Source organism: Blastococcus sp. SYSU DS0973, from assembly GCF_054051055.1.
In genome coordinates, this window is the sequence record NZ_JBJHAN010000007.1 from 55085 (window position 1) to 75344 (window position 20260).

At 73.5% G+C, this 20260-nt stretch carries 14 protein-coding genes and 1 tRNA gene; 13 read left to right on the top strand and 2 right to left on the bottom strand.

Annotation, left to right across the window (positions count from 1 at the left end; genetic code table 11):
• The first annotated feature begins 19 nt into the window (after window positions 1–19).
• The 11 genes from hisI to ACI791_RS13000 all read left to right on the top strand — a co-directional run bounded on the left by hisI (window position 20) and on the right by ACI791_RS13000 (window position 15723).
• Window positions 20–397, top strand: a complete 378-nt coding sequence (gene hisI / locus ACI791_RS12950; protein WP_456586407.1) for a phosphoribosyl-AMP cyclohydrolase — start codon at window positions 20–22, stop codon at window positions 395–397.
• Window positions 394–1929 carry an anthranilate synthase component I gene (locus ACI791_RS12955; RefSeq protein ID WP_456586408.1) on the top strand — a complete coding sequence of 512 codons (1536 nt, stop codon included), beginning with the start codon at window positions 394–396 and terminating at the stop codon, window positions 1927–1929. Before hisI ends, ACI791_RS12955 begins: the two co-directional genes overlap by 4 nt.
• Window positions 1926–2573 carry a Trp biosynthesis-associated membrane protein gene (locus tag ACI791_RS12960; RefSeq protein ID WP_456586409.1) on the top strand — a complete coding sequence of 216 codons (648 nt, stop codon included), beginning with the start codon at window positions 1926–1928 and terminating at the stop codon, window positions 2571–2573. Before ACI791_RS12955 ends, ACI791_RS12960 begins: the two co-directional genes overlap by 4 nt.
• A gap of 153 nt (window positions 2574–2726) precedes the next feature.
• Window positions 2727–3536, top strand: coding sequence for an indole-3-glycerol phosphate synthase TrpC (gene trpC / locus ACI791_RS12965; protein ID WP_456586410.1), 810 nt, complete (start codon window positions 2727–2729; stop codon window positions 3534–3536).
• A gap of 82 nt (window positions 3537–3618) precedes the next feature.
• A complete protein-coding gene (gene trpB / locus ACI791_RS12970) occupies window positions 3619–4968 on the top strand; it encodes a tryptophan synthase subunit beta (RefSeq protein WP_456586411.1) in 1350 nt (449 codons plus the stop codon).
• Window positions 4965–5822 (top strand): tryptophan synthase subunit alpha, encoded by an 858-nt coding sequence (gene trpA, locus ACI791_RS12975; RefSeq protein ID WP_456586412.1) that lies wholly within the window; start codon window positions 4965–4967, stop codon window positions 5820–5822. Before trpB ends, trpA begins: the two co-directional genes overlap by 4 nt.
• Window positions 5819–6769: a prolipoprotein diacylglyceryl transferase gene (lgt, locus tag ACI791_RS12980; RefSeq protein ID WP_456586413.1), complete on the top strand. Its 951-nt coding sequence runs from the start codon at window positions 5819–5821 to the stop codon at window positions 6767–6769. Before trpA ends, lgt begins: the two co-directional genes overlap by 4 nt.
• A gap of 355 nt (window positions 6770–7124) precedes the next feature.
• Window positions 7125–11774 carry a glutamate synthase large subunit gene (gene gltB / locus ACI791_RS12985; protein ID WP_456586414.1) on the top strand — a complete coding sequence of 1550 codons (4650 nt, stop codon included), beginning with the start codon at window positions 7125–7127 and terminating at the stop codon, window positions 11772–11774.
• A gap of 44 nt (window positions 11775–11818) precedes the next feature.
• Complete coding sequence (locus ACI791_RS12990) at window positions 11819–13309, top strand: glutamate synthase subunit beta (RefSeq protein WP_456586415.1); 1491 nt, start codon at window positions 11819–11821, stop codon at window positions 13307–13309.
• A gap of 123 nt (window positions 13310–13432) precedes the next feature.
• Window positions 13433–14848 (top strand): pyruvate kinase, encoded by a 1416-nt coding sequence (pyk, locus tag ACI791_RS12995; protein ID WP_456586416.1) that lies wholly within the window; start codon window positions 13433–13435, stop codon window positions 14846–14848.
• Window positions 14845–15723 (top strand): acyl-CoA thioesterase, encoded by an 879-nt coding sequence (locus tag ACI791_RS13000; protein ID WP_456586417.1) that lies wholly within the window; start codon window positions 14845–14847, stop codon window positions 15721–15723. Before pyk ends, ACI791_RS13000 begins: the two co-directional genes overlap by 4 nt.
• Here the strand turns inward: ACI791_RS13000 and ACI791_RS13005 are convergent.
• Together ACI791_RS13005 and ACI791_RS13010 are read right to left on the bottom strand one after the other, a co-directional pair.
• On the bottom strand, window positions 15701–17386 hold the full coding sequence (locus ACI791_RS13005; protein WP_456586418.1) for an aminotransferase class V-fold PLP-dependent enzyme: 1686 nt from the start codon (window positions 17384–17386) through the stop codon (window positions 15701–15703). The genes ACI791_RS13000 and ACI791_RS13005 overlap by 23 nt on opposite strands.
• A gap of 210 nt (window positions 17387–17596) precedes the next feature.
• Window positions 17597–17670: transfer RNA gene (locus tag ACI791_RS13010), tRNA-Leu, on the bottom strand.
• Between the two features lie 75 nt (window positions 17671–17745).
• Here ACI791_RS13010 and ACI791_RS13015 point away from each other — a divergent pair.
• Both ACI791_RS13015 and ACI791_RS13020 read left to right on the top strand, forming a co-directional pair.
• Window positions 17746–18345, top strand: a complete 600-nt coding sequence (locus ACI791_RS13015) for an ANTAR domain-containing response regulator (protein ID WP_456586419.1) — start codon at window positions 17746–17748, stop codon at window positions 18343–18345.
• 234 nt (window positions 18346–18579) lie between these two features.
• Window positions 18580–19920 (top strand): ABC transporter substrate-binding protein, encoded by a 1341-nt coding sequence (locus ACI791_RS13020; protein WP_456586420.1) that lies wholly within the window; start codon window positions 18580–18582, stop codon window positions 19918–19920.
• Window positions 19921–20260 lie beyond the last annotated feature (340 nt).

Genomic DNA, 20260 nt, shown 5'->3' on the forward strand with positions numbered 1-20260 from the left:
CGCACGGCACACTTGAGGCATGTCCGCGAGCGTGCCCACCGAACGAGCGCTGGCCCCCGAGGTCGCCGCGCTGCTGCGCCGCGACCCCGCCGGGCTGGTCGCCGCAGTCGTCCAGCAGCACGACACCCGCGAGGTGCTCATGCTCGCCTGGATGGACGACGAGGCGCTCCGGCGCACCTTGACCTCCGGCCGGGCCACGTACTGGTCGCGCAGCCGGGAGGAGTACTGGGTGAAGGGCGAGACCTCGGGCCACCGCCAGTGGGTCCGCGACGTCCGCGTCGACTGCGACGGCGACGCGCTGCTCGTGCTGGTCGACCAGGAGGGCGCCGCCTGCCACACCGGTGAGCGCAGCTGCTTCCACCGGCCGCTGACCGTGGTGCAGGGGGTCGCCACGTGAGGTTCGGCGTCACCTCCCCGTCGCGCGAGGAGTTCGCGGCGCTGGGCCGGGTCGGTGGGCGGGGCATGGTGCCGGTCACCCGCCGGCTGCTGGCCGACGGCGAGACCGCCGTCGGGGTCTACCGGAAGCTGGCCGGCAACCGTTCCGGGACGCTCCTGCTGGAGTCGGCCGAGCAGGGCAAGCGGTGGGCGCGGTACAGCTTCGTGGGCGTGCGCGCCGCCGGCGTCCTGACCGAGCGCGACGGCCGCACCCAGTGGCTGGGCGAGGAGGTCCCCGGGCTCACCGACGAACTCCCCGCCGATCCGCTGGAGGCCGTCCGCGTGCTCGCGCGCCGGCTGCGGTCGCCCCGCGCCCCGGAGCTGCCGCCGCTGACCGGTGGCCTGGTGGGCTACCTCGGCTACGACGTCGTCCGTCGCCTCGAGCGGCTGCCGCAGACCAGCGACGACGACCTGGGCATGCCCGAGCTCGCGCTGATGCTGGTCACCGACCTGGCCGTGCTCGACCACACCGACGGGTCGGTGCTGCTCATCGCCAACGCCCTCGGGAGCGCGGGGACCGCGGCGGGCGGCTATGACGACGCCGTCGCCCGTCTGGACGCCATGGCCGGAGCGCTGGTCGCCCCGGCCGCCCCGGCGGTCGCCGTGTTCGAGCCCGTGGACGTCCCGCCGGCCGTGCGCAGCAACCTGGCGCCCGGCGTCTTCCAGGACGGCGTGGAGCGGGTGCGCGAGCACATCCGGGCCGGCGACGCCTTCCAGGTGGTGCTGGCCCAGCGGTTCGAGCTGGAGACCGACGTCGACGCGCTCGACCTCTACCGGGTGCTGCGGGCGACCAACCCGTCGCCGTACATGTACCTGCTGCGCTTCGCCGGCCGGAAGACCGCGTTCGAGGTCGTCGGCTCGTCGCCCGAGGCGCTGGTGACGGTGACCGGGTCCTCGGCGGTCGTGCACCCGCCGGCCGGCACCCGGCCGCGCGGCGCGACCCCGGAGGAGGACGCACGCCTGGCCGAGGGGCTGCTCGCCGACCCCAAGGAGCGGGCCGAGCACGTCATGCTCGTCGACCTCGCACGCAACGACCTGGGGCGGGTCTGCGTCCCCGGCAGCGTGGAGGTGCCGGACTTCATGCGCGTGGAGCACTACAGCCACGTCATGCACCTGGTGTCCACCGTCACCGGCGAGGTCAGCCCCGGCCGCGACGCCCTGGACGTCTTCGACGCCACGTTCCCCGCCGGCACGGTCTCCGGCGCCCCCAAGCCGAGCGCGATGACGATCATCGAGAGCCTTGAGCCGACCCGGCGGGCGCTGTACGCGGGCACCGTCGGCTACGTCGACGCCAGCGGCGACATGGACATGGCGATCGCCATCCGCACCGCCGTCCTCCACCAGGGGCGGGCCTACGTCCAGGCCGGCGCGGGCATCATCGCCGACAGCGACCCGGCGGCCGAGGAGGCCGAGACCCGGCACAAGGCCCGTGCGGTGCTGTCGGCCATCGCGACGGCGGAGGGGCTGCGGGAGCTGTCCGCGGGGGCGGGGTGACGGCGCCCGAGGGCGTACGGGACCCGACCGGCGGCACCCGGCGGGAGCTCGCGAGCGTCGTCGTGGGCGCGGTCCTGGCCGGTGCGCTCGCGCTGTCGGCGGCCGGCCAGCGCTGGGCCGACGTGACCGCGGAGCGCCGCGCGCCCCTGCCGCCGGTGTCCGGAACGCTGTCCGGGGGCGACGCAGCGCCGCTGGTGACCGCCGCCGGCCTGGTCCTGCTGGCCGCGGCGGTGGCCCTGCTGGCGGTGCGCGGCAGCGGCCGGGTGGTGGTCGGCCTGCTGATGGCGGCCGCAGGTGGTGCCCTGCTGTGGTCGGGCGTCCGGGTGCTCACCGGAGGAGTGGCCGACGCCGCGGCGGACCTGCCCGGCGTGGGCGGCACCAGCGTGACCGGCACGACCGTGGACGTCGCGGTGGGCTGGCCGGTGCTGGCCGGGGTCGCCGGTGTCCTGGCCGTCGCCGTCGGACTGCTGGCCGCGCTGCGCGGGGGCACCTGGCCGGCGATGGGCCGGCGCTACGAGCGCACCGCCGGGGCGGCGACGGCGCGGTCGACCGAGGAGCGCGCCGACGACGTCTGGAAGGCGCTCGACCGCGGCGAGGACCCGACCGAGCCACCGCCGGCACCCCGGACCGGGCCCGGCGTATAGCGGAACCGGCCGGATCCGTGCCGCCCGCCCCCGGGCCGGGAGGCATCCGGCGCGCCTTTAGAGTGGGTCCACCCATCCGCCCGGGATCGACGTACGAGAGGCAGTGGCGCCGGTGAACGAGCACCTGACCTCGGCCGAGGCTGCGACCACGCCGTGAACGTGCTCGAGGAGATCGTTGCCGGTGTCCGTGCCGACCTCGCCGTCCGCCAGGCCGCCACGCCGCTGGACGAGGTGAAGGCCGCCGCCCAGGCGGCCCGGCCGGCGCGCGACGCGCTGGCGGCCCTGCGGGCCCCCGGCGTCGGCGTCATCGCCGAGGTGAAGCGGCGCAGCCCGAGCAAGGGCGACCTGGCCGACATCGCCGACCCCGCCCGGCTCGCCCAGCAGTACGCCGCCGGTGGGGCCCGGGTCATCTCCGTGCTCACCGAGCGGCGGCGCTTCGGCGGCTCGCACGCCGACCTCGCCGCCGTGCGCGCGGTGGTCGAGGTGCCGGTGCTGTGCAAGGACTTCATCGTCAGCAGCTACCAGGTGCACGAGGCCCGTGCCCACGGGGCCGACGTCGTCCTGCTGATCGTGGCCGCCCTCGAGCAGAACGTCCTGGTGGGCCTGCTCGAGCGGGTGGAGTCCCTGGGCATGACGGCGCTGGTCGAGGTGCACACCGAGGCCGAGGCCGACCGCGCCATGGCGGCCGGGGCGTCGGTCATCGGTGTGAACGCCCGCGACCTCACCACCCTCCAGGTCGACCGCTCGACCTTCGAGAAGATCGCGCCGGGGCTGCCGTCGGACGTCGTCAAGGTCGCCGAGTCCGGTGTCCGCGGTCCGCACGACCTGATCGGGTACGCCGCTGCCGGGGCCGACGCCGTCCTCGTCGGCGAGGGCCTGGTCACCGCGGGCGATCCGCGGCAGGCGGTCGCCGACCTGGTCACGGCCGGCGCGCACCCGGCCACCCCCCGCACCACCCGCTGAAAGAGGCCCTCCTGCCCCCACCGCTCGCACGCTCGCGGCGGGCCCCTGCAGGAGGGCCACTGCGGCGCGGGACACTGGGCGCATGACCACCAGTTCGCTGCAGCCGCCCGGAGCGCTCCCCCTGCCGGCCCGGCCGGGCTGGCCCGACCCGACGGGGCACTTCGGGGTCTTCGGCGGCCGGTTCGTCCCCGAGGCGCTGATCGCCGCGCTCGACGAGTTGACCGAGGCCTACGAGGCCATGCGCGTCGACCCTGCCTTCCTCGCCGAGTTCGCCCGGCTGCAGCGGGACTACACCGGCCGGCCCAGCGCGGTCACCGAGGTGCCCACGTTCGCCGAGCACTGCGGCGGGGCACGGGTCCTGCTCAAGCGGGAGGACCTCAACCACACCGGCTCGCACAAGATCAACAATGTGCTCGGCCAGGCGCTGCTGACCAAGCGGATCGGCAAGCAGCGGGTCATCGCCGAGACCGGCGCCGGCCAGCACGGCGTGGCGACGGCGACCGCCGCGGCGCTCCTGGGCCTGTCCTGCACCGTCTACATGGGCGAGGAGGACACCCGGCGCCAGGCGCTCAACGTGGCGCGCATGCGGCTGCTCGGCGCCGAGGTCATCCCCGTCACCACCGGCTCGCGCACCCTCAAGGACGCCATCAACGAGGCGTTCCGCGACTGGGTCACCAACGTCGGGACGACCAACTACGTCTTCGGCACCGTGGCGGGGCCGCACCCCTTTCCGGCGATGGTCCGCGACTTCCAGCGGGTCATCGGCGACGAGGCCCGCGGACAGGTGCTCGAGCGGGAGGGGCGGCTGCCCGACGCCGTCCTGGCCTGCGTGGGTGGCGGCTCCAACGCGATCGGCATCTTCACCGCGTTCGTGCCCGACGACGGCGTCCGGCTGATCGGCCTGGAGGCCGGCGGCGACGGCGTCGGCACCGGGCGGCACGCGGCCACCATCACCGCAGGCACCCCGGGCGTGCTGCACGGCGCCCGCTCGTACCTGCTGCAGGACGAGAACGGGCAGACGATCGAGTCGCACTCCATCAGCGCCGGGCTGGACTACCCCGGCGTGGGGCCCGAGCACTCCTACCTGCACGACATCGGGCGGGCCGAGTACCGGGCGGTCACCGACGCCGAGGCCATGGAGGCCTTCGCCCTGCTCTGCCGCACCGAGGGCATCATCCCGGCGATCGAGTCCGCGCACGCCCTGGCCGGGGCGATGGAGCTCGGCCGGGAACTGGGCCCGGGCGCGCTCCTCCTGGTCAACCTCTCCGGGCGCGGCGACAAGGACGTCGAGACCGCGTCGCGGTGGTTCGGGCTCGGCGACCGCGAGGAGGTCGACCCCGGGCCGGGGCTCGACACCGACCAGCAGCCCACCGAGGGCGCGGTCAGCAACGACGAGGCCGTGGCCGGCCCGGACGCCGGAGAGCAGGCATGAGCGCTACCGGGAACGACGGAGGGGCGGAGCGAGCCCGGAGTGGAGGCAGTCGACTGCAGGACCGCATCGGCACCGCCACGGCGGAGGGGCGCGCCGCGTTGATCGCCTACGTGCCGGTCGGCTTCCCGTCGGTCGAGGGGTCGATCGCGGCGATGGTGGCCGCCGTGCGCGACGGCGCCGACGTCGTGGAGATCGGCGTCCCGTACAGCGATCCCGGGATGGACGGCCCGGTCATCCAGCAGGCCGTGGACGTCGCCGTCCGCGCCGGTGTGGGGATGGCGGCCGTGCTCCGCGCGGCCGAGGCGGTGGCCGCGGCCGGGGCCGTCCCCGTCGTGATGAGCTACTGGAACCCGATCGAGCGCTACGGCGTCGAGCGCTTCGCCACCGACCTGGCCGCCGCCGGGGGAGCGGGGGCCATCACCCCCGATCTCATCCCCGAGGAGGCGGGCGCCTGGATCGCCGCCGCCGAGGCGGCCGACCTCGACCGGGTGTTCCTCGTCGCGCCCTCCTCGACCGCTGCGCGGCTGCGGTCCACCACCGCCGCCTGCCGCGGGTTCGTCTACGCCGCCTCCACCATGGGGGTCACCGGCGCCCGTGCCACCGTGGGCGACGCCGCCGAGCGGCTGGTGGCCCGCACCCGGGAGGCCGCGCCCGACCTCGCCGTCTGCGTCGGCCTGGGCGTCTCGAACGGGGAGCAGGCCGCGGAGGTCGCCGGGTTCGCCGACGGCGTCATCGTCGGCTCGGCCTTCGTCCGCGCCCTGCTCGACGCGCCGGACGAGCGGGCCGGTGCCGAGGCGGTCGGGCGGCTCGCCGCCGACCTGGCCCGCGGTGTCCGTGCGAAGGTGCCGGCATGACCGTGCTCGCCGCCATCCCGAGCCCGACCCAGGGCGTCTGGGAGCTCGGCCCCTTCCCGGTCCGGGCGTACGCGCTGTGCATCGTGGCCGGCATCGTGGCCGCGGTGCTCCTCACCGAGCGGCGCTGGGTGGCCCGGGGTGGTGCGCCGGGCGACGTCCTCGACATCGCGGTCTGGGCGGTGCCCTTCGGCATCATCGGGGGCCGGCTCTACCACGTGGTCTCCAGCCCCCGGCCGTACTTCGGCGAGGGCGGCGACCCGCTGCGCGCGTTCGCCATCTGGGAGGGCGGCCTGGGCATCTGGGGCGCCATCGCGCTGGGGGCCGTCGGGGCCTGGATCGCCTGCCGGCGCCGGGGCATCCCGCTGCCCGCCTTCGGCGACGCGCTGGCTCCCGGGCTGCTGGTCGCCCAGGCGATCGGCCGGCTGGGCAACTGGTTCAACAACGAGCTCTACGGCGGCCGCACCGACCTGCCGTGGGCGCTCACGATCTACGAGTGGAGCGGCGGGCGGGCGGTCACCGGGGCCGATGGCGAGCCCGTCGTGCTCGGCACGTTCCACCCGACGTTCCTCTACGAGCTGCTGTGGAACCTGGCCGCGGCCGCGCTGGTCGTCTGGGCCGACCGCCGGTTCCGGCTCGGGCACGGCCGGGCGTTCGCGCTGTACGTCACCGCCTACTGCGCGGGCCGGCTGTGGATCGAGCTGCTGCGCACCGATCCGGCCGAGACCTTCTTCGGCGTCCGGCTCAACGTCTTCACCTCGATCATCGTCGGCCTGCTGGCGCTGGCCTACTTCTTCTGGCAGCGCGGCCGCCCGCGCGAGGTGATCACCCGAGGTGAGGAGATCGCGACGACCAGCGCGGACCGGTCCGCAGCCGGGCCGGACACCCCTGCCGAGGCGCCCGTTCCCCGCGTGCGTGAGGACGATCACCACCCGCCGTCCACGGCCTGAGAACCCGGAAACCGCGCAGGTCCGGCCAGGGTTCACCGATATCCCGCCGCGGCGTCACGGATCGGCTTCGGCCGTGTCAGACCGGTGTTACGGCTGTGTACCCTTCGGGCTGACTCGCCAGCGATCCTGGACGGGTCGTAGTGTCTGAACCGGGCCAGCGCTGCCCCGCGGACGACGGCTCACCGGCACCAACCGGTGGGCTCGCGCGCCACAGCCGGTCGGGGCACCTGTTCCGACCTGCTCCACGTGCGCCGCACGTGCCGCCATCTCCGCCGCCCTTGACCTCCGGCCCGGGCCCCCGCCCTCCGTCCGACCCTCGCCCGAGGGACGACGGTGCGCCGACGACGGGAGTGACATGACCGACCTTCCCGCCCCCGCCACCGCGGCAGTTCCCTTCTCCGCCGTGCCGCCGGCCCAGGGTCTGTACGACCCGGCGAACGACAAGGACGCCTGTGGCGTCGCCTTCGTGGCCGACACCCGCGGCCGGCGCAGCCGCCGCATCGTGCAGGCCGGTCTGACCGCCCTGCACAACCTCGACCACCGGGGCGCCGCGGGCGCCGAGCCGAACTCCGGTGACGGCGCCGGCATCCTCACCCAGATCCCCGACGCCCTGCTGCGCGCCAGCGTCGGTTTCGACCTGCCGCCGCTGGGCGAGTACTCGGTCGGCATCGCCTTCCTGCCGGTGGACGAGGCCGAGCGCGCCGCCCGCGTCGAGGACGTCGCCCGCCTCGCCGCCCAGGAGGGGCTGACCGTCCTCGGCTGGCGCGACGTGCCCGTCGACCCCGAGGGCGCCGACCTCGGCCCCACGGCCCGCGCGGTCATGCCGCACGTCGCCCAGCTGTTCGTCGCCGAGACGATGGCCGGCCGCGCCGACGCCGCGGCCTTCGGCGGGAACGTGGCGCAGCACGGCGTCACCCGCCTCGAGCGGCGCTCGTTCGTGCTCCGCAAGCGGGCCGAGCGTGCCGCCGTGGACGCCGGCAGCTCGCTCTACATCACCTCGCTGTCGTCGCGGACGGTCACCTACAAGGGCATGCTGACCACCGACCAGCTGCCGCTGTTCTTCCCCGACCTGCGTGACGAGCGCTACGAGTCGGCGATCGCGCTGGTGCACAGCCGGTTCTCCACCAACACCTTCCCGAGCTGGCCGCTGGCCCACCCGTTCCGCTTCATCGCGCACAACGGCGAGATCAACACGATCAAGGGCAACCGCAACCGCATGCGCGCCCGCGAGGCCAAGCTCGAGACGCACCTGTTCGACGGCCCGGCCGGTCCGGCGTCCGAGCTCGGGCTGGAGCGGATCTTCCCGGTCACCGCCAGCGACTTCAGCGACTCGGCCACCTTCGACGAGGTGCTGGAGCTGCTGCACCTCTCGGGCCGCTCGCTGCCCCACGCGGTGCTCATGATGATCCCGGAGGCGTGGGAGAACCACGACGAGATGGACCCGGCCCGCCGGGCCTTCTACCGGTTCCACTCCTCGATCATGGAGCCGTGGGACGGGCCGGCCGCCGTCTGCTTCACCGACGGCACGCTGATCGGGGCCGTCCTCGACCGCAACGGTCTGCGCCCGGGCCGCTGGTGGCACACCAAGGACGACCTGGTCGTCATGGCCAGCGAGGTCGGCGTGCTCGACATCCCGGCCGGCGACGTCGTCGCCAAGGGCCGGCTGCAGCCGGGCCGCATGTTCCTCGTCGACACCGCTTCCGGGCGGATCGTCTCCGACGAGGAGGTCAAGGGCGCTCTCGCCTCCGCCGAGCCGTACGGGGACTGGCTGCACGCCGGGCTGGTGCACCTGCCCGCGCTGCCCGAGCGACGCCGCTCGCGGCCCAGCCACGAGTCGGTCATCCGCCGGCAGATGCTCTTCGGCTACACCGAGGAGGAGCTGCGCATGCTGGTGACGCCGATGGCGGCCAGCGGCGCCGAGCCGATCGGGTCGATGGGCACCGACACCCCGATCGCCTCGCTGTCGGACCGCTCGCGGCTGCTCTACGACTACTTCGGGCAGCTGTTCGCCCAGGTGACCAACCCGCCGCTGGACGCCATCCGCGAGGAGCTGGTGACCAGCCTCGGCCGCACCTTCGGCCCGGAGCAGAACCTGCTCGCGGCGTCCCCGGCGTCCTGCCGGCAGGTGCACCTGCCGTTCCCGGTGATCGACAACGACGAGCTGGCCAAGATCCTGCACATCGACGACGACGGCGACCTGCCCGGTTACGCCGCCGTCCGGATCACCGGCCACTTCGACGTGAACGGCGGCGGGACCGCGCTGGCCGAGGCGGTCGAACAGCTGCGCACCAAGGTCTCCAAGGCCATCTCCGCCGGTGCCCGGATCATCGTGCTCTCCGACCGGGACTGCGACGAGAAGCGCGCGCCCATCCCGTCGCTGTTGATGACCGCGGCCGTGCACCACCACCTGGTGCGGGAGAAGACCCGCATGGAGGTCGGCCTCGTCGTCGAGTCCGGCGACTGCCGCGAGGTCCACCACGTGGCCCTGCTGCTCGGCTACGGCGCCGCCGCGGTCAACCCGTACCTGGCGTTCGAGTCGATCGAGGACCTCATCCGCGACGGCGTCCTGACCGGCGTGGAGCCGGCCCAGGCGGTGCGCAACGTGGTCAAGGCGCTCGGCAAGGGCGTCCTGAAGGTCATGAGCAAGATGGGCATCAGCACCGTCGGCTCGTACACGATGGCGCAGATCTTCGAGGCCGTCGGTCTCTCGCAGGAGCTGGTCGACGAGTACTTCACCGGCACCTCCTGCCCGCTGGGCGGCGTGGGCATCGACGTCCTGGCCGAGGAGGTGGCCATGCGCCACCGCCGGGCCTACCCGGAGAACCCCACCGAGCGGGCGCACCGCCGGCTGGAGACCGGTGGCGAGTACCAGTGGCGCCGCGAGGGCGAGGTGCACCTGTTCAACCCCGAGACGGTGTTCCTGCTCCAGCACGCCACCCGGTCGCGGCAGTACGACGTCTTCGAGAAGTACACCGAGACCGTCGACAAGATGTCCGAGGACGCCGCCACGCTCCGCGGTCTCTTCACGCTGAGGACCGGCGTGCGCCCGCCCGTGCCGATCGACGAGGTGGAGCCGGTCAGCGAGATCGTCAAGCGGTTCAACACCGGCGCCATGAGCTACGGGTCCATCTCGCAGGAGGCCCACGAGACGCTCGCCATCGCCATGAACCGCCTCGGCGGGCGCTCCAACACCGGCGAGGGCGGCGAGGACCCGGACCGCTTCACCCCGGACCCGAACGGCGACCTGCGCCGCTCGGCGATCAAGCAGGTGGCCTCGGGCCGGTTCGGCGTCACCAGCGAGTACCTGGTCAACGCCGACGACATCCAGATCAAGATGGCCCAGGGCGCCAAGCCCGGCGAGGGCGGCCAGCTCCCCGGCGGGAAGGTCTACCCGTGGGTGGCCCGCACCCGGCACTCGACGCCGGGCGTCGGGCTGATCAGCCCGCCGCCGCACCACGACATCTACTCGATCGAAGACCTCAAGCAGCTCATCCACGACCTGAAGAACGCCAACAACGAGGCCCGGGTCCACGTCAAGCTGGTCGCCGAGGTGGGCGTCGGCACGGTCGCGGCCGGGGTGAGCAAGGCGCACGCCGACGTCGTCCTCATCTCCGGGTTCGACGGAGGCACCGGTGCCGCGCCGCTCACCTCGCTCAAGCACGCGGGCTCCCCGTGGGAGCTCGGCCTGGCCGAGACGCAGCAGACCCTGCTGGCCAACGGCCTGCGCGACCGGATCGTGGTGCAGGTCGACGGCCAGATGAAGACCGGCCGCGACGTGATCGTGGCGGCGCTGCTGGGCGCCGAGGAGTTCGGCTTCGCGACGGCGCCGCTGGTGGTCTCCGGCTGCGTGATGATGCGGGTGTGCCACCTCGACACCTGCCCGGTCGGCGTGGCCACCCAGAACCCGGAGCTGCGCAAGCGGTTCACCGGCCGCCCGGAGTTCGTGGTCACGTTCTTCGAGTTCCTCGCCGAGCAGGTACGCCACTACCTGGCGGAGCTGGGCTTCCGGTCGATCGACGAGGCCGTGGGCCACGCCGAGCTGCTCGACACCCGGCAGGCCGTCGGCCACTGGAAGGCCCAGGGCCTGGACCTCTCGCCGATGCTCGCCGTTCCGGAGCTGCCCGAGGGCGCCCCGCGACGTGCGGTCCGCGGCCAGGACCACGGCCTGGACGTCGCGCTGGACCAGACCCTGATCCAGCTGTGCGAGGGGGCGCTGCTCGACGCGCGGCCGGTCAGCCTCGAGCTGCCGGTGCGCAACGTCAACCGCACCGTCGGCACGATGCTGGGGTCGATGGTCACCCGCCGGTTCGGCGGCGAGGGCCTGCCCGACGGCACGATCGACCTCACCTTCGGCGGGTCGGCCGGGCAGTCGTTCGGCGCCTTCGTGCCACGGGGCATCACCATGCGATTGTTCGGTGACGCCAACGACTACGTCGGCAAGGGCCTGTCGGGCGGGCGGATCGTCGTCCGTCCCTCCCGGGAGGCGTCCTTCGCCGCCGAGGACAACGTCATCGCCGGCAACGTCATCGGCTACGGCGCCACCGGCGGAGAGATCTTCCTGCGGGGCCGGGTCGGCGAGCGGTTCTGCGTCCGCAACTCCGGGGCGCTCGCCGTCGTCGAGGGCGTGGGCGACCACGCGCTGGAGTACATGACCGGTGGCCGTGCGGTGATCCTCGGCCCCACCGGCCGCAACATCGCGGCCGGCATGTCCGGCGGCGTCGGCTACGTCCTCGACCTCGCCCGGCACCGGGTGAACAGCGAGATGGTCGACGTCGAGCCGCTGGACGGGGAGTCCGCGCAGTGGCTGCGCGACGTGCTGGTGCGCTACGCCGCCGACACCGACTCGCCGGTGGCGCAGGCGCTGCTGGCCGACTGGGGTCGCTGGTCCGAGCAGTTCAGCGTGATCATGCCGCGCGACTACCGGCGGGCCCTGGAGGCCCGGCGTGCCGCCGAGGCGGCCGGCGTCGACGTCGACCGCGCGGTGATGGAGGCGGCACGTGGCTGAGCCGACCGCCCACCGGACCACCGAGCAGCAGAGGGAGGCAGCACGTGGCTGACCAGACCGGTTTCCTGAAGTACGAGCGCGGCCTTCCGCCGCGACGTCCCGTCGAACTCCGCATCATGGACTGGAAGGACGTCTACAGCCGGCGCCAGAACGGCGAGGACCCGCTCTTCCCGACGGCCGAGGTGCGCAAGCAGGCTGCCCGCTGCATGGACTGCGGGATCCCGTTCTGTCACCACGCCTGCCCGGTGGCGAACCTGATCCCGGAGTGGAACGACCTGGCCCGTCGCGACGACTGGCACGACGCGATCGAGCGGCTGCACGCGACGAACAACTTCCCGGAGTTCACCGGGAAGCTCTGCCCGGCGCCGTGCGAGGGCTCCTGCGTGCTGAACCTGCAGGAGTCGCCGGTCACCATCAAGCAGATCGAGTGGGAGATCATCGACCGGGCGTGGGACGAGGGCTGGGTGAGCCCGCTGACCCCGGCCCAGCGGACCGGCAAGAAGGTCGCCGTCATCGGGTCGGGCCCCGCCGGGCTGGCCGCCGCCCAGCAGCTGACCCGGGCCGGCCACGACGTGACCGTCTACGAGCGGGCCGACCGGGTCGGCGGGCTGCTCCGCTACGGCATCCCCGAGTTCAAGATGGAGAAGTCCGTCCTGGACCGGCGGCTGGACCAGATGCGCGCCGAGGGCACCCGGTTCGTCACCGGGGTCGAGGTGGGCGGCAGCAGGGAGGGCGACCTGTCGGTCGAGCAGCTGCGCGCGGACTTCGACGCCGTCGTCCTGGCCGGTGGCGCGACCGTCGGCCGTGACCTGCCCGCCCCCGGCCGCGAGCTGGCCGGCATCCACCTGGCCATGGAGTACCTGCCGTACGGCAACCGCCAGGCGCTCGGCGAGCTCGACGACCCGCCGATCAACGCGCACGGCAAGCACGTCGTGATCATCGGTGGCGGTGACACCGGGGCGGACTGCCTCGGCACCGCGCACCGCCAGGGGGCGGCCTCGGTCGCCCAGCTGGAGATCATGCCGGCGCCGCCGGAGCGCCGGGACATGGGCGCCAACCCGTGGCCCACGTACCCGATGATCATGCGCGTCTCCAGCGCGCACGAGGAGGGTGGCGAGCGGCTCTACTCGGTCAACACCGAGCGCTTCGTCGGCGACGAGAACGGCAACGTCCGTGCCCTGCTCCTCCACGAGGTGGAGCGGGTCGACGGCCGGTTCCAGAAGATCGAGGGAACCGAGCGCGAGCTCCCCGCCGACCTGGTCTTCCTCGCCATGGGCTTCACCGGGGCGCAGCGCGAGGGCCTGGTCGACACCCTCGGTGTCGAGGTCGACGGGCGCGGCAACGTGACCCGTGACGACGCGTTCATGTCCACCGTGCCCGGGGTCTTCGTGGCCGGTGACATGGGTCGCGGCCAGTCGCTCATCGTCTGGGCGATCGCGGAGGGCCGCGCCGCGGCCGCCGCCGCCGACACCTGGCTGACGGGCGAGTCGATGCTGCCCCGCCCGGTCACCCCGACGGCGGTCGCGCTCCGCTAGGACACCGCGCCCTCCGGACCGGGACGGCGGCCGACGGCCGTCCCGGTCCGGAGGAGCGCCTCGGCCGCCATGCGCGGCGGGCCGCGGGCAGCATCACTTCGGTGGGGCACTAGCGTTATCGCCATGTCCCGCCGCGCGAAGATCGTCTGCACCCTCGGCCCGGCCACGAGCTCCGCCGAACAGATCACTGCCCTGGTCGAGTCGGGGATGGACGTGGCCCGCCTCAACTTCAGCCACGGGTCGCACGAGGACCACGCGTCGGCCTACGCCCGGGTGCGCGAGGCCTCCGACCGCATCGGTCGCGCTGTGGCGATCCTCGCCGACCTGCAGGGTCCGAAGATCCGGTTGGGCACGTTCGCCGACGGCCCGGTGCGCTGGGAGACCGGCAGCCAGATCTGCATCACCGTCGAGGACGTCGCCGGCACCGCCGAGCGGGTGTCGACCACCTACAAGAACCTGGCCAACGACGTCCGGGTCGGTGACCGGTTGCTGGTCGACGACGGCAACCTCTCGCTCAGCGTGGTGGGGGTCGAGGGTCCGGACGTCTTCTGCCTCGTCGTCGAGGGCGGGCAGGTCTCCGACAACAAGGGCCTCTCGTTGCCCGGCGTCGCGGTGAGCGTGCCCCCGCTGTCGGACAAGGACGAGCGGGACCTGCGCTTCGCCCTGCACCTGGGCGTGGACTTCATCGCGCTGTCGTTCGTGCGCTCGCCGACCGACGTCGCGCTGGTCCGCGACATCATGCATCAGGAGGACCTGTACGTCCCCGTCATCGCCAAGCTGGAGAAGCCCGAGGCGGTGCGGAACCTCGACGCGATCGTGGAGGCCTTCGACGGGATCATGGTCGCCCGCGGTGACCTGGGCGTCGAACTCCCCCTCGAGCAGGTGCCGCTGGTGCAGAAGCGGGCGATCCAGGCCGCGCGGGAGCGCAACAAGCCGGTCATCGTCGCCACCCAGATGCTCGAGTCGATGATCACCAACTCCCGGCCCACCCGCGCCGAGGCCTCCGACGTGGCCAACGCGGTGCTCGACGGGGCCGACGCGGTCATGCTCTCGGGAGAGACCTCGGTGGGGCAGTACCCCATCGGCGCCGTCCGCACGATGGACCGCATCATCAGCGCGGTCGAGAACGACCACCTGTGGGTGCCCGAGGTGGCGCGCCGGTCGCGGTCCCGGTCGGGCGCGATCGTCCGTGCGGCCCGGGACATCGGCGAGTCGCTGGACGTGAAGGCGCTGGCCACCTTCACCCAGACCGGTGAGACGGCCCGCCGGCTGGCCGCCCTGCACCCGCGGCAGCCCCTGCTCGCCTTCACCGTGGACGCCCGGGTGCGCAGCCTGCTCGCCCTCTCCTGGGGGGTGGAGACGTTCCTGGTGCCCGCCGTGGAGCACACCGACGACATGGTGGAGCAGGTGGACTTCTCGCTGCTGTCGATCGGCCGGCTCCAGGTCGGTGACCGGGTGGTCGTCGTCGCCGGCAGCCCGCCCAACACGGTCGGCTCCACCAACCTCATCCGGGTGCACGAGGTGGGAACCGACTCGTGAGCGACCGGCCGCAGGACAGCCAGGCCGCGGCGCTGCTGTCGGTGCTCGACCTCGCCGAGCGGGAGCCCGACGTGTTCGTCGGGAAGACGCCGAGCACCGAGCGGCAGCGCATCTTCGGCGGGCAGGTGGCCGGTCAGGCGCTCGTGGCGGCCGGGCGCACGGTGCCGGGCGAGCGCGGGGTGCACTCCCTGCACTCCTACTTCCTGCGTCCCGGCGACCCGGCGGAGGAGATCCGCTACTCCGTCGACCGCATTCGCGACGGGCGGTCCTTCTCCACCCGGCGGGTCATCGCCTGCCAGCGGCGCAGGGGCGAGGACGTGGCGATCTTCGCGCTGACCGCGGACTTCCACGCCGGGGAGCCCGCCGTCGCGGAGCACTCGCTGGCGATGCCGCAGGCCCCCGGTCCGGACGAGATGATGGGCACCGAGGAGATCGTCGCCCGGCACGGCGAGCGGGCGGCGTTCATGGCGGCGATGGGGCGGGTCGTCGAGCAGCGGTTCCTCCACGACCCGTTCGCGGCGCCGCCCAAGTCGCCACCGAACACGCAGTCGTGGACCTGGTTCCGGGTCGCGGGCGAACTGCACGACGACCCGGTCGTGCAGGCGGCGGCGCTGACGTTCGTCAGCGACCTGACCCTGCTCTCGGCGGGGTTCGCCCGCCTGGGCGGTGGCTGGCCGGACTTCATCGGAGCGAGCCTCGACCACGCGGTGTGGTTCCACCGGCCGGTGCGCGCCGACGACTGGCTGCTCTACGAGACCGACAGCCCCGCGGCGGCGGCCGGCCGCGCGCTGTGCTTCGGGCAGATCTGGTCCGCCGACGGCACGCACGTCGCCACCGTGGCCCAGGAAGGGCTCATCCGGTCGCTGGACCGCTGAGCGTCTCCCCGCCCGTGCCGGCCCCGCCCCGGTCGGCCGCGTCCGTCTCGTCGAGGGCGGCAGCCGTGTCCGCGATTCCGGGGAGGTCGTCGGCGGGGACCACGCGGATCCCGGCCTCGGCCCGGGCTGCCCGCTCCACGCGCTCGCGCTCGGCGCGCTCCCGCTCGGCGGCCCGTGCGGCGGCCTGCTCCGCCGCCTGGGCGGCGAAGTCGGCCGCGAGCCAGTCGTGGCCCTCGGTGAGCAGCGCCCACACCCGCTCGACGTGCGCCCGGGTGGTGGCGGGGGAGCCGACGGCCACCCGGAGCACCGGCTCCCGTCGCACGGTGGTGTGGGTGAGGAAGACCTCGCCGCCGTCGTTGAGCCGGTCGAGCAGGGTCATGGTGGCGACGTCGGAGTCCACGCCCTCGGGCCACCGGGGCTTCAGGCAGACCAGCGAGAGCGGGTGCGGGGCGACGACGTCGAAGCGCTCGTCGGCCGCCGCCCACGCGGCCAGCTCCTGGGCCAGGGCGACGTGCCCGCGGATGTGCGCGCGCAACCCGTCGGCGCCGTACCAGCGGACCACGAACCACAGCTTCAGCGCCCGGAAGCGCCGGCCGAGCGGCACCTGCCAGTCGCGGAAGTCGACCACCGCGCCGGCGTCGGTGGCGGCGTTGCGCAGGTAGTCGGGGAGGATCGCCAGCGCACCGGTGAGGGCGGCGCGGTCGGCGACCCAGAACAAGGTGGCGTCGAAGCCGGTGAGCAGCCACTTGTGCGCGTCGGTCGTGTAGCTGTCGGCCCACTCGACGCCGGCCTGCAGCTCCCGCAGCTCCGGGGCGACGGCGCTCACGCCCGCGTAGGCGGCGTCGACGTGCAGCCAGACGCCGTACTGCTGGCAGATCGGCCCGATGGCGGCCAGCGGGTCCACCGCGGTGGTGGACGTGGTGCCGACGGTCGCGCACACCAGCACGGGGCGGTGACCGCGGGCGACGTCGCGCTCCAGCCGGGCGGCGAGCGCACCGGGGTTCATCGCCAGGTCGCCGTCGACCTCCACGATGCGCACCGCGTCGGTGCCCAGGCCCGCGATCCGCACTGCCTTCTCCATCGAGGAGTGCGTCTCGCTGGAGACGTAGACGGTGGCGCGTTCGGGCTGGACGCCCTGGCGCACGGTCGCCCCGCCGCTCGCGCGGTGCAGGGCGGCCAGCAGCGCGACCAGGTTGGCGCCCGAGCTCGAGTCCTGGACGACGCCACCGCCGGTACCGGTGGAGCGGAAGGACTCCGGCAGGCCGAGCAGCTCGGCGAACCAGTCCATGACGTGCTGCTCGAGCTCGGTGGCGGCCGGGCTGGTCACCCACGACATGCCCTGCACGCCCAGCCCCGCCGAGACCAGGTCGCCGAGCACCGACGGCCCCGAGGTGTTGGCCGGGAAGTAGCCGAAGAAGCCGGGGTGCTGCCAGTGCGTGATCCCGGGCATCACGACCCGGTCCAGGTCGGCCAGGACGGCCGGGAACGGTTCGCCCTGCTCCGGGGCCGAGGCGGGGAGGGCGTCGCGGACGTCGCCCGGCGTGACCTGCGAGCGCACCGGGAAGGAGCCGATCCGCGTCCAGTAGTCCGCGATCCAGTCCACGACCTCGTGGCCGTGTCGCCGGAACTGCTCGGGAGTCATGTGCGGTGCGGGCTCGGTCACCCCGTCACAGTATCGGCGGCACGAGCGGGGCCCGGAGGGCTCCGCGAGGAGCGCCGGGCCGCAGGACGAAGACGCCGGAACGCAGGCCACCCTTGCGAGGCGGTAGGAGGAGTGGGCCCGGAGGGTCCACGACTGCGGGGACGGGCTCGGCGCGGACCGGGACGACACATGGCCGCGGTTGCGATCCGCCAGGATCGCGGTTCAGCACGGTGCCCCCGGTGCGACTCGAACGCACACTGCGCGGGTTTTGAATCCGCTCCCTCTGCCGATTGGGGTACGGGGGCGCGCCGGGGCGGCCCGGCACCCGAGCAGACTAGCCGGGCGATGCGCCCGCCCCGACGTCGCTAGGCTCTGGCGCCGTGACCAGCGAGCCGATCCGCGTCCTGATCGCCGAGGACGAGGCACTGATCCGCCTCGACCTCAAGGAGATGCTCGAGGAGGAGGGGTACACCGTCGTCGCCGAGGTCGGCGACGGTCAGCAGGCGGTCGACCGCGCTGCAGAGCTGCGCCCCGACCTGGTCATCCTGGACATCCAGATGCCGGTGCTCGACGGGCTCTCCGCCGCCGAGCGGATCGCCACCTCGCGCATCGCGCCGGTCATCGTGCTCACCGCGTTCAGCCAGCGGGAGCTGGTGGAGCGGGCGCGGGACGCCGGCGCGATGGCCTACCTGGTGAAACCCTTCTCGAAGAACGACCTCGTGCCGGCCATCGAGGTCGCGCGGGGCCGGTTCGCCGAGATGACCGCCCTGGACGGGGAGGTCAAGGAGCTCGAGGAACGGCTGGAGACCCGGAAGGTCGTCGAGAAGGCGAAAGGCCGGCTGATGGCCGACCAGGGCATGAGCGAGGCCGAGGCGTTCCGCTGGATCCAGCGCACCGCGATGAACCAGCGGACCAGCATGAAGGCGCTCGCCGAGTCCGTCCTCGCGAGCGGCAGGGCGGGCGGCCAGGCTCCTGCCTGAGCGGCTCACGGTCGGCGCAGCGCCTCTGTCGCGGCGGAGTGTTTCCTCGCGGTGACGTCCGTACCTCGGATGCCACGCTGCGGACACCCAGGTCACGACCTCATCACGGTCGTTCCGTTCCCGGGTGCATCTCACGAGACGGCGGCTAGGTTCGCTCCACCGATCGGGCGTCCGAGCGGCGGGTGGATCCTGCGGCCCGTCCGGCGGCGCACAGATGACACTGGGAGTTGCTTGATGCGCACTGGCACCACTGCCCGAGGCATCGCCGTGACCGGTGCCGCCCTGCTCGCCCTCACCGCGTGCGGTGGCGGCGACAGCGGTGGCGACACCGCCGCCGACGGCGGCGGCGACGGCGGCGGCGAGAAGCAGGTCAACGTCTACGGCACCGACGGGAACATGGGCAATGCCCTCGGGGAGGACTTCGAGGAGCAGGGCGCCCTGGCGGGCATGAAGGGCACCGCGCCCCTCACCGACCTCTCCGAGGACTTCACCAACCGGCTGATGGAGGTCGACCCCAACCTCCAGGACTTCAACTACGCCGGTGAGACCTACGACGCGGTCGTCCTCTCGGCGCTGGCCGCCCAGGCGGCGGGCTCGACCGACGCCAACGTCTTCAAGGCGTACGTCAACGGCCTGACCTTCGGTGGGGAGACCTGCACCGACTACGCGTCCTGCCTGGAGATCCTCAACGCCGGCGGGAACGTCGACTACGACGGCGCCTCCGGTCCGCTGAGCTTCGCCGACGCCGGTGAGCCGGCCCAGGCCAGCTTCGGGCTGCTGCAGTTCGGCGAGGACAACACCCTCGACCAGGACGCGACCGAGTTCGTCATCACCGGTGACGAGGACAACGCCGCGACCGACGAGGGGCCCGCCCCGGCAGCCGCCGGCACGACCTCCACCGACCCGCTGGTGATCGGCACCCTGCTGCCGCTGACCGGCAACCTGGCCTTCCTCGGCCCTCCGGAGGTCGCGGGCGCCCAGCTGGCCGTCAACGACATCAACGCCGCCGGCGGCGTGCTGGGCCAGCCGGTCCAGCTCATCGAGGGTGACTCCGGCGACGCCTCGACCGACACCGCGACCCAGACCGTCGACCGGCTCCTGCAGTCCGGCGCGGACGTCATCGTCGGTGCCGCGTCCTCGGGCGTGAGCCTCACCGTCATCGACGCCATCACCGGCGCCGGTGTCATGCAGATCTCGCCGGCCAACACGTCGGACCAGTTCACGGACTACAACGACAACGGTCTGTACTTCCGCACCGCACCGCCGGACACCCTCCAGTCCCGCGCGCTGGCCGACCTCATCATCGAGGACGGCAACAACACCGTCGGGATCCTGGCGCTCAACGACCCGTACGGCACGGGTCTGGCGGAGAACACCCGGGAGAACCTGATCGCGGCCGGCCTCTCGGAGGACGCGATCCGGAGCATCACCTACGACCCGCAGGCGGCCAACTTCGACGCCGAGGTCCAGGAGATGGTCGACTTCAACCCGGACGCGGTCGTCGTGATCGGGTTCGAGGAGTCCTCGCGGATCATCGAGGGTCTGAACCAGAACGGGATCGGCCCGCAGCGCTGATCCCCCGTACCGGGCCGATGGTCCGGTAGGCGCCACCGCAGTGGCCCGGCACCGCCAGGTGCCGGGCCACTGTGCTGCGTGCGGACGGGTAGGACCACCGGGCTCGCCCCACCCGCGGGCGGGCTGTGATGGCAACCCGGCGGGGGAGCAGGCAGCCGGCGCGGTCGTCGCGCCGCTCGACACCGGCACCAGATCGCTGGCACCGGGCCCGGAGGTCGACGCCCGGAACCCCAGCCGGATGCCACCGTGCGATCCCTCCGGGACCGGCGTTCCTCGCCCGGTCGCCTCCCCGGCCGGTCGTCGGGGAGGTCCCGTGGGGCAGGGGGCGACGCCTCACCGC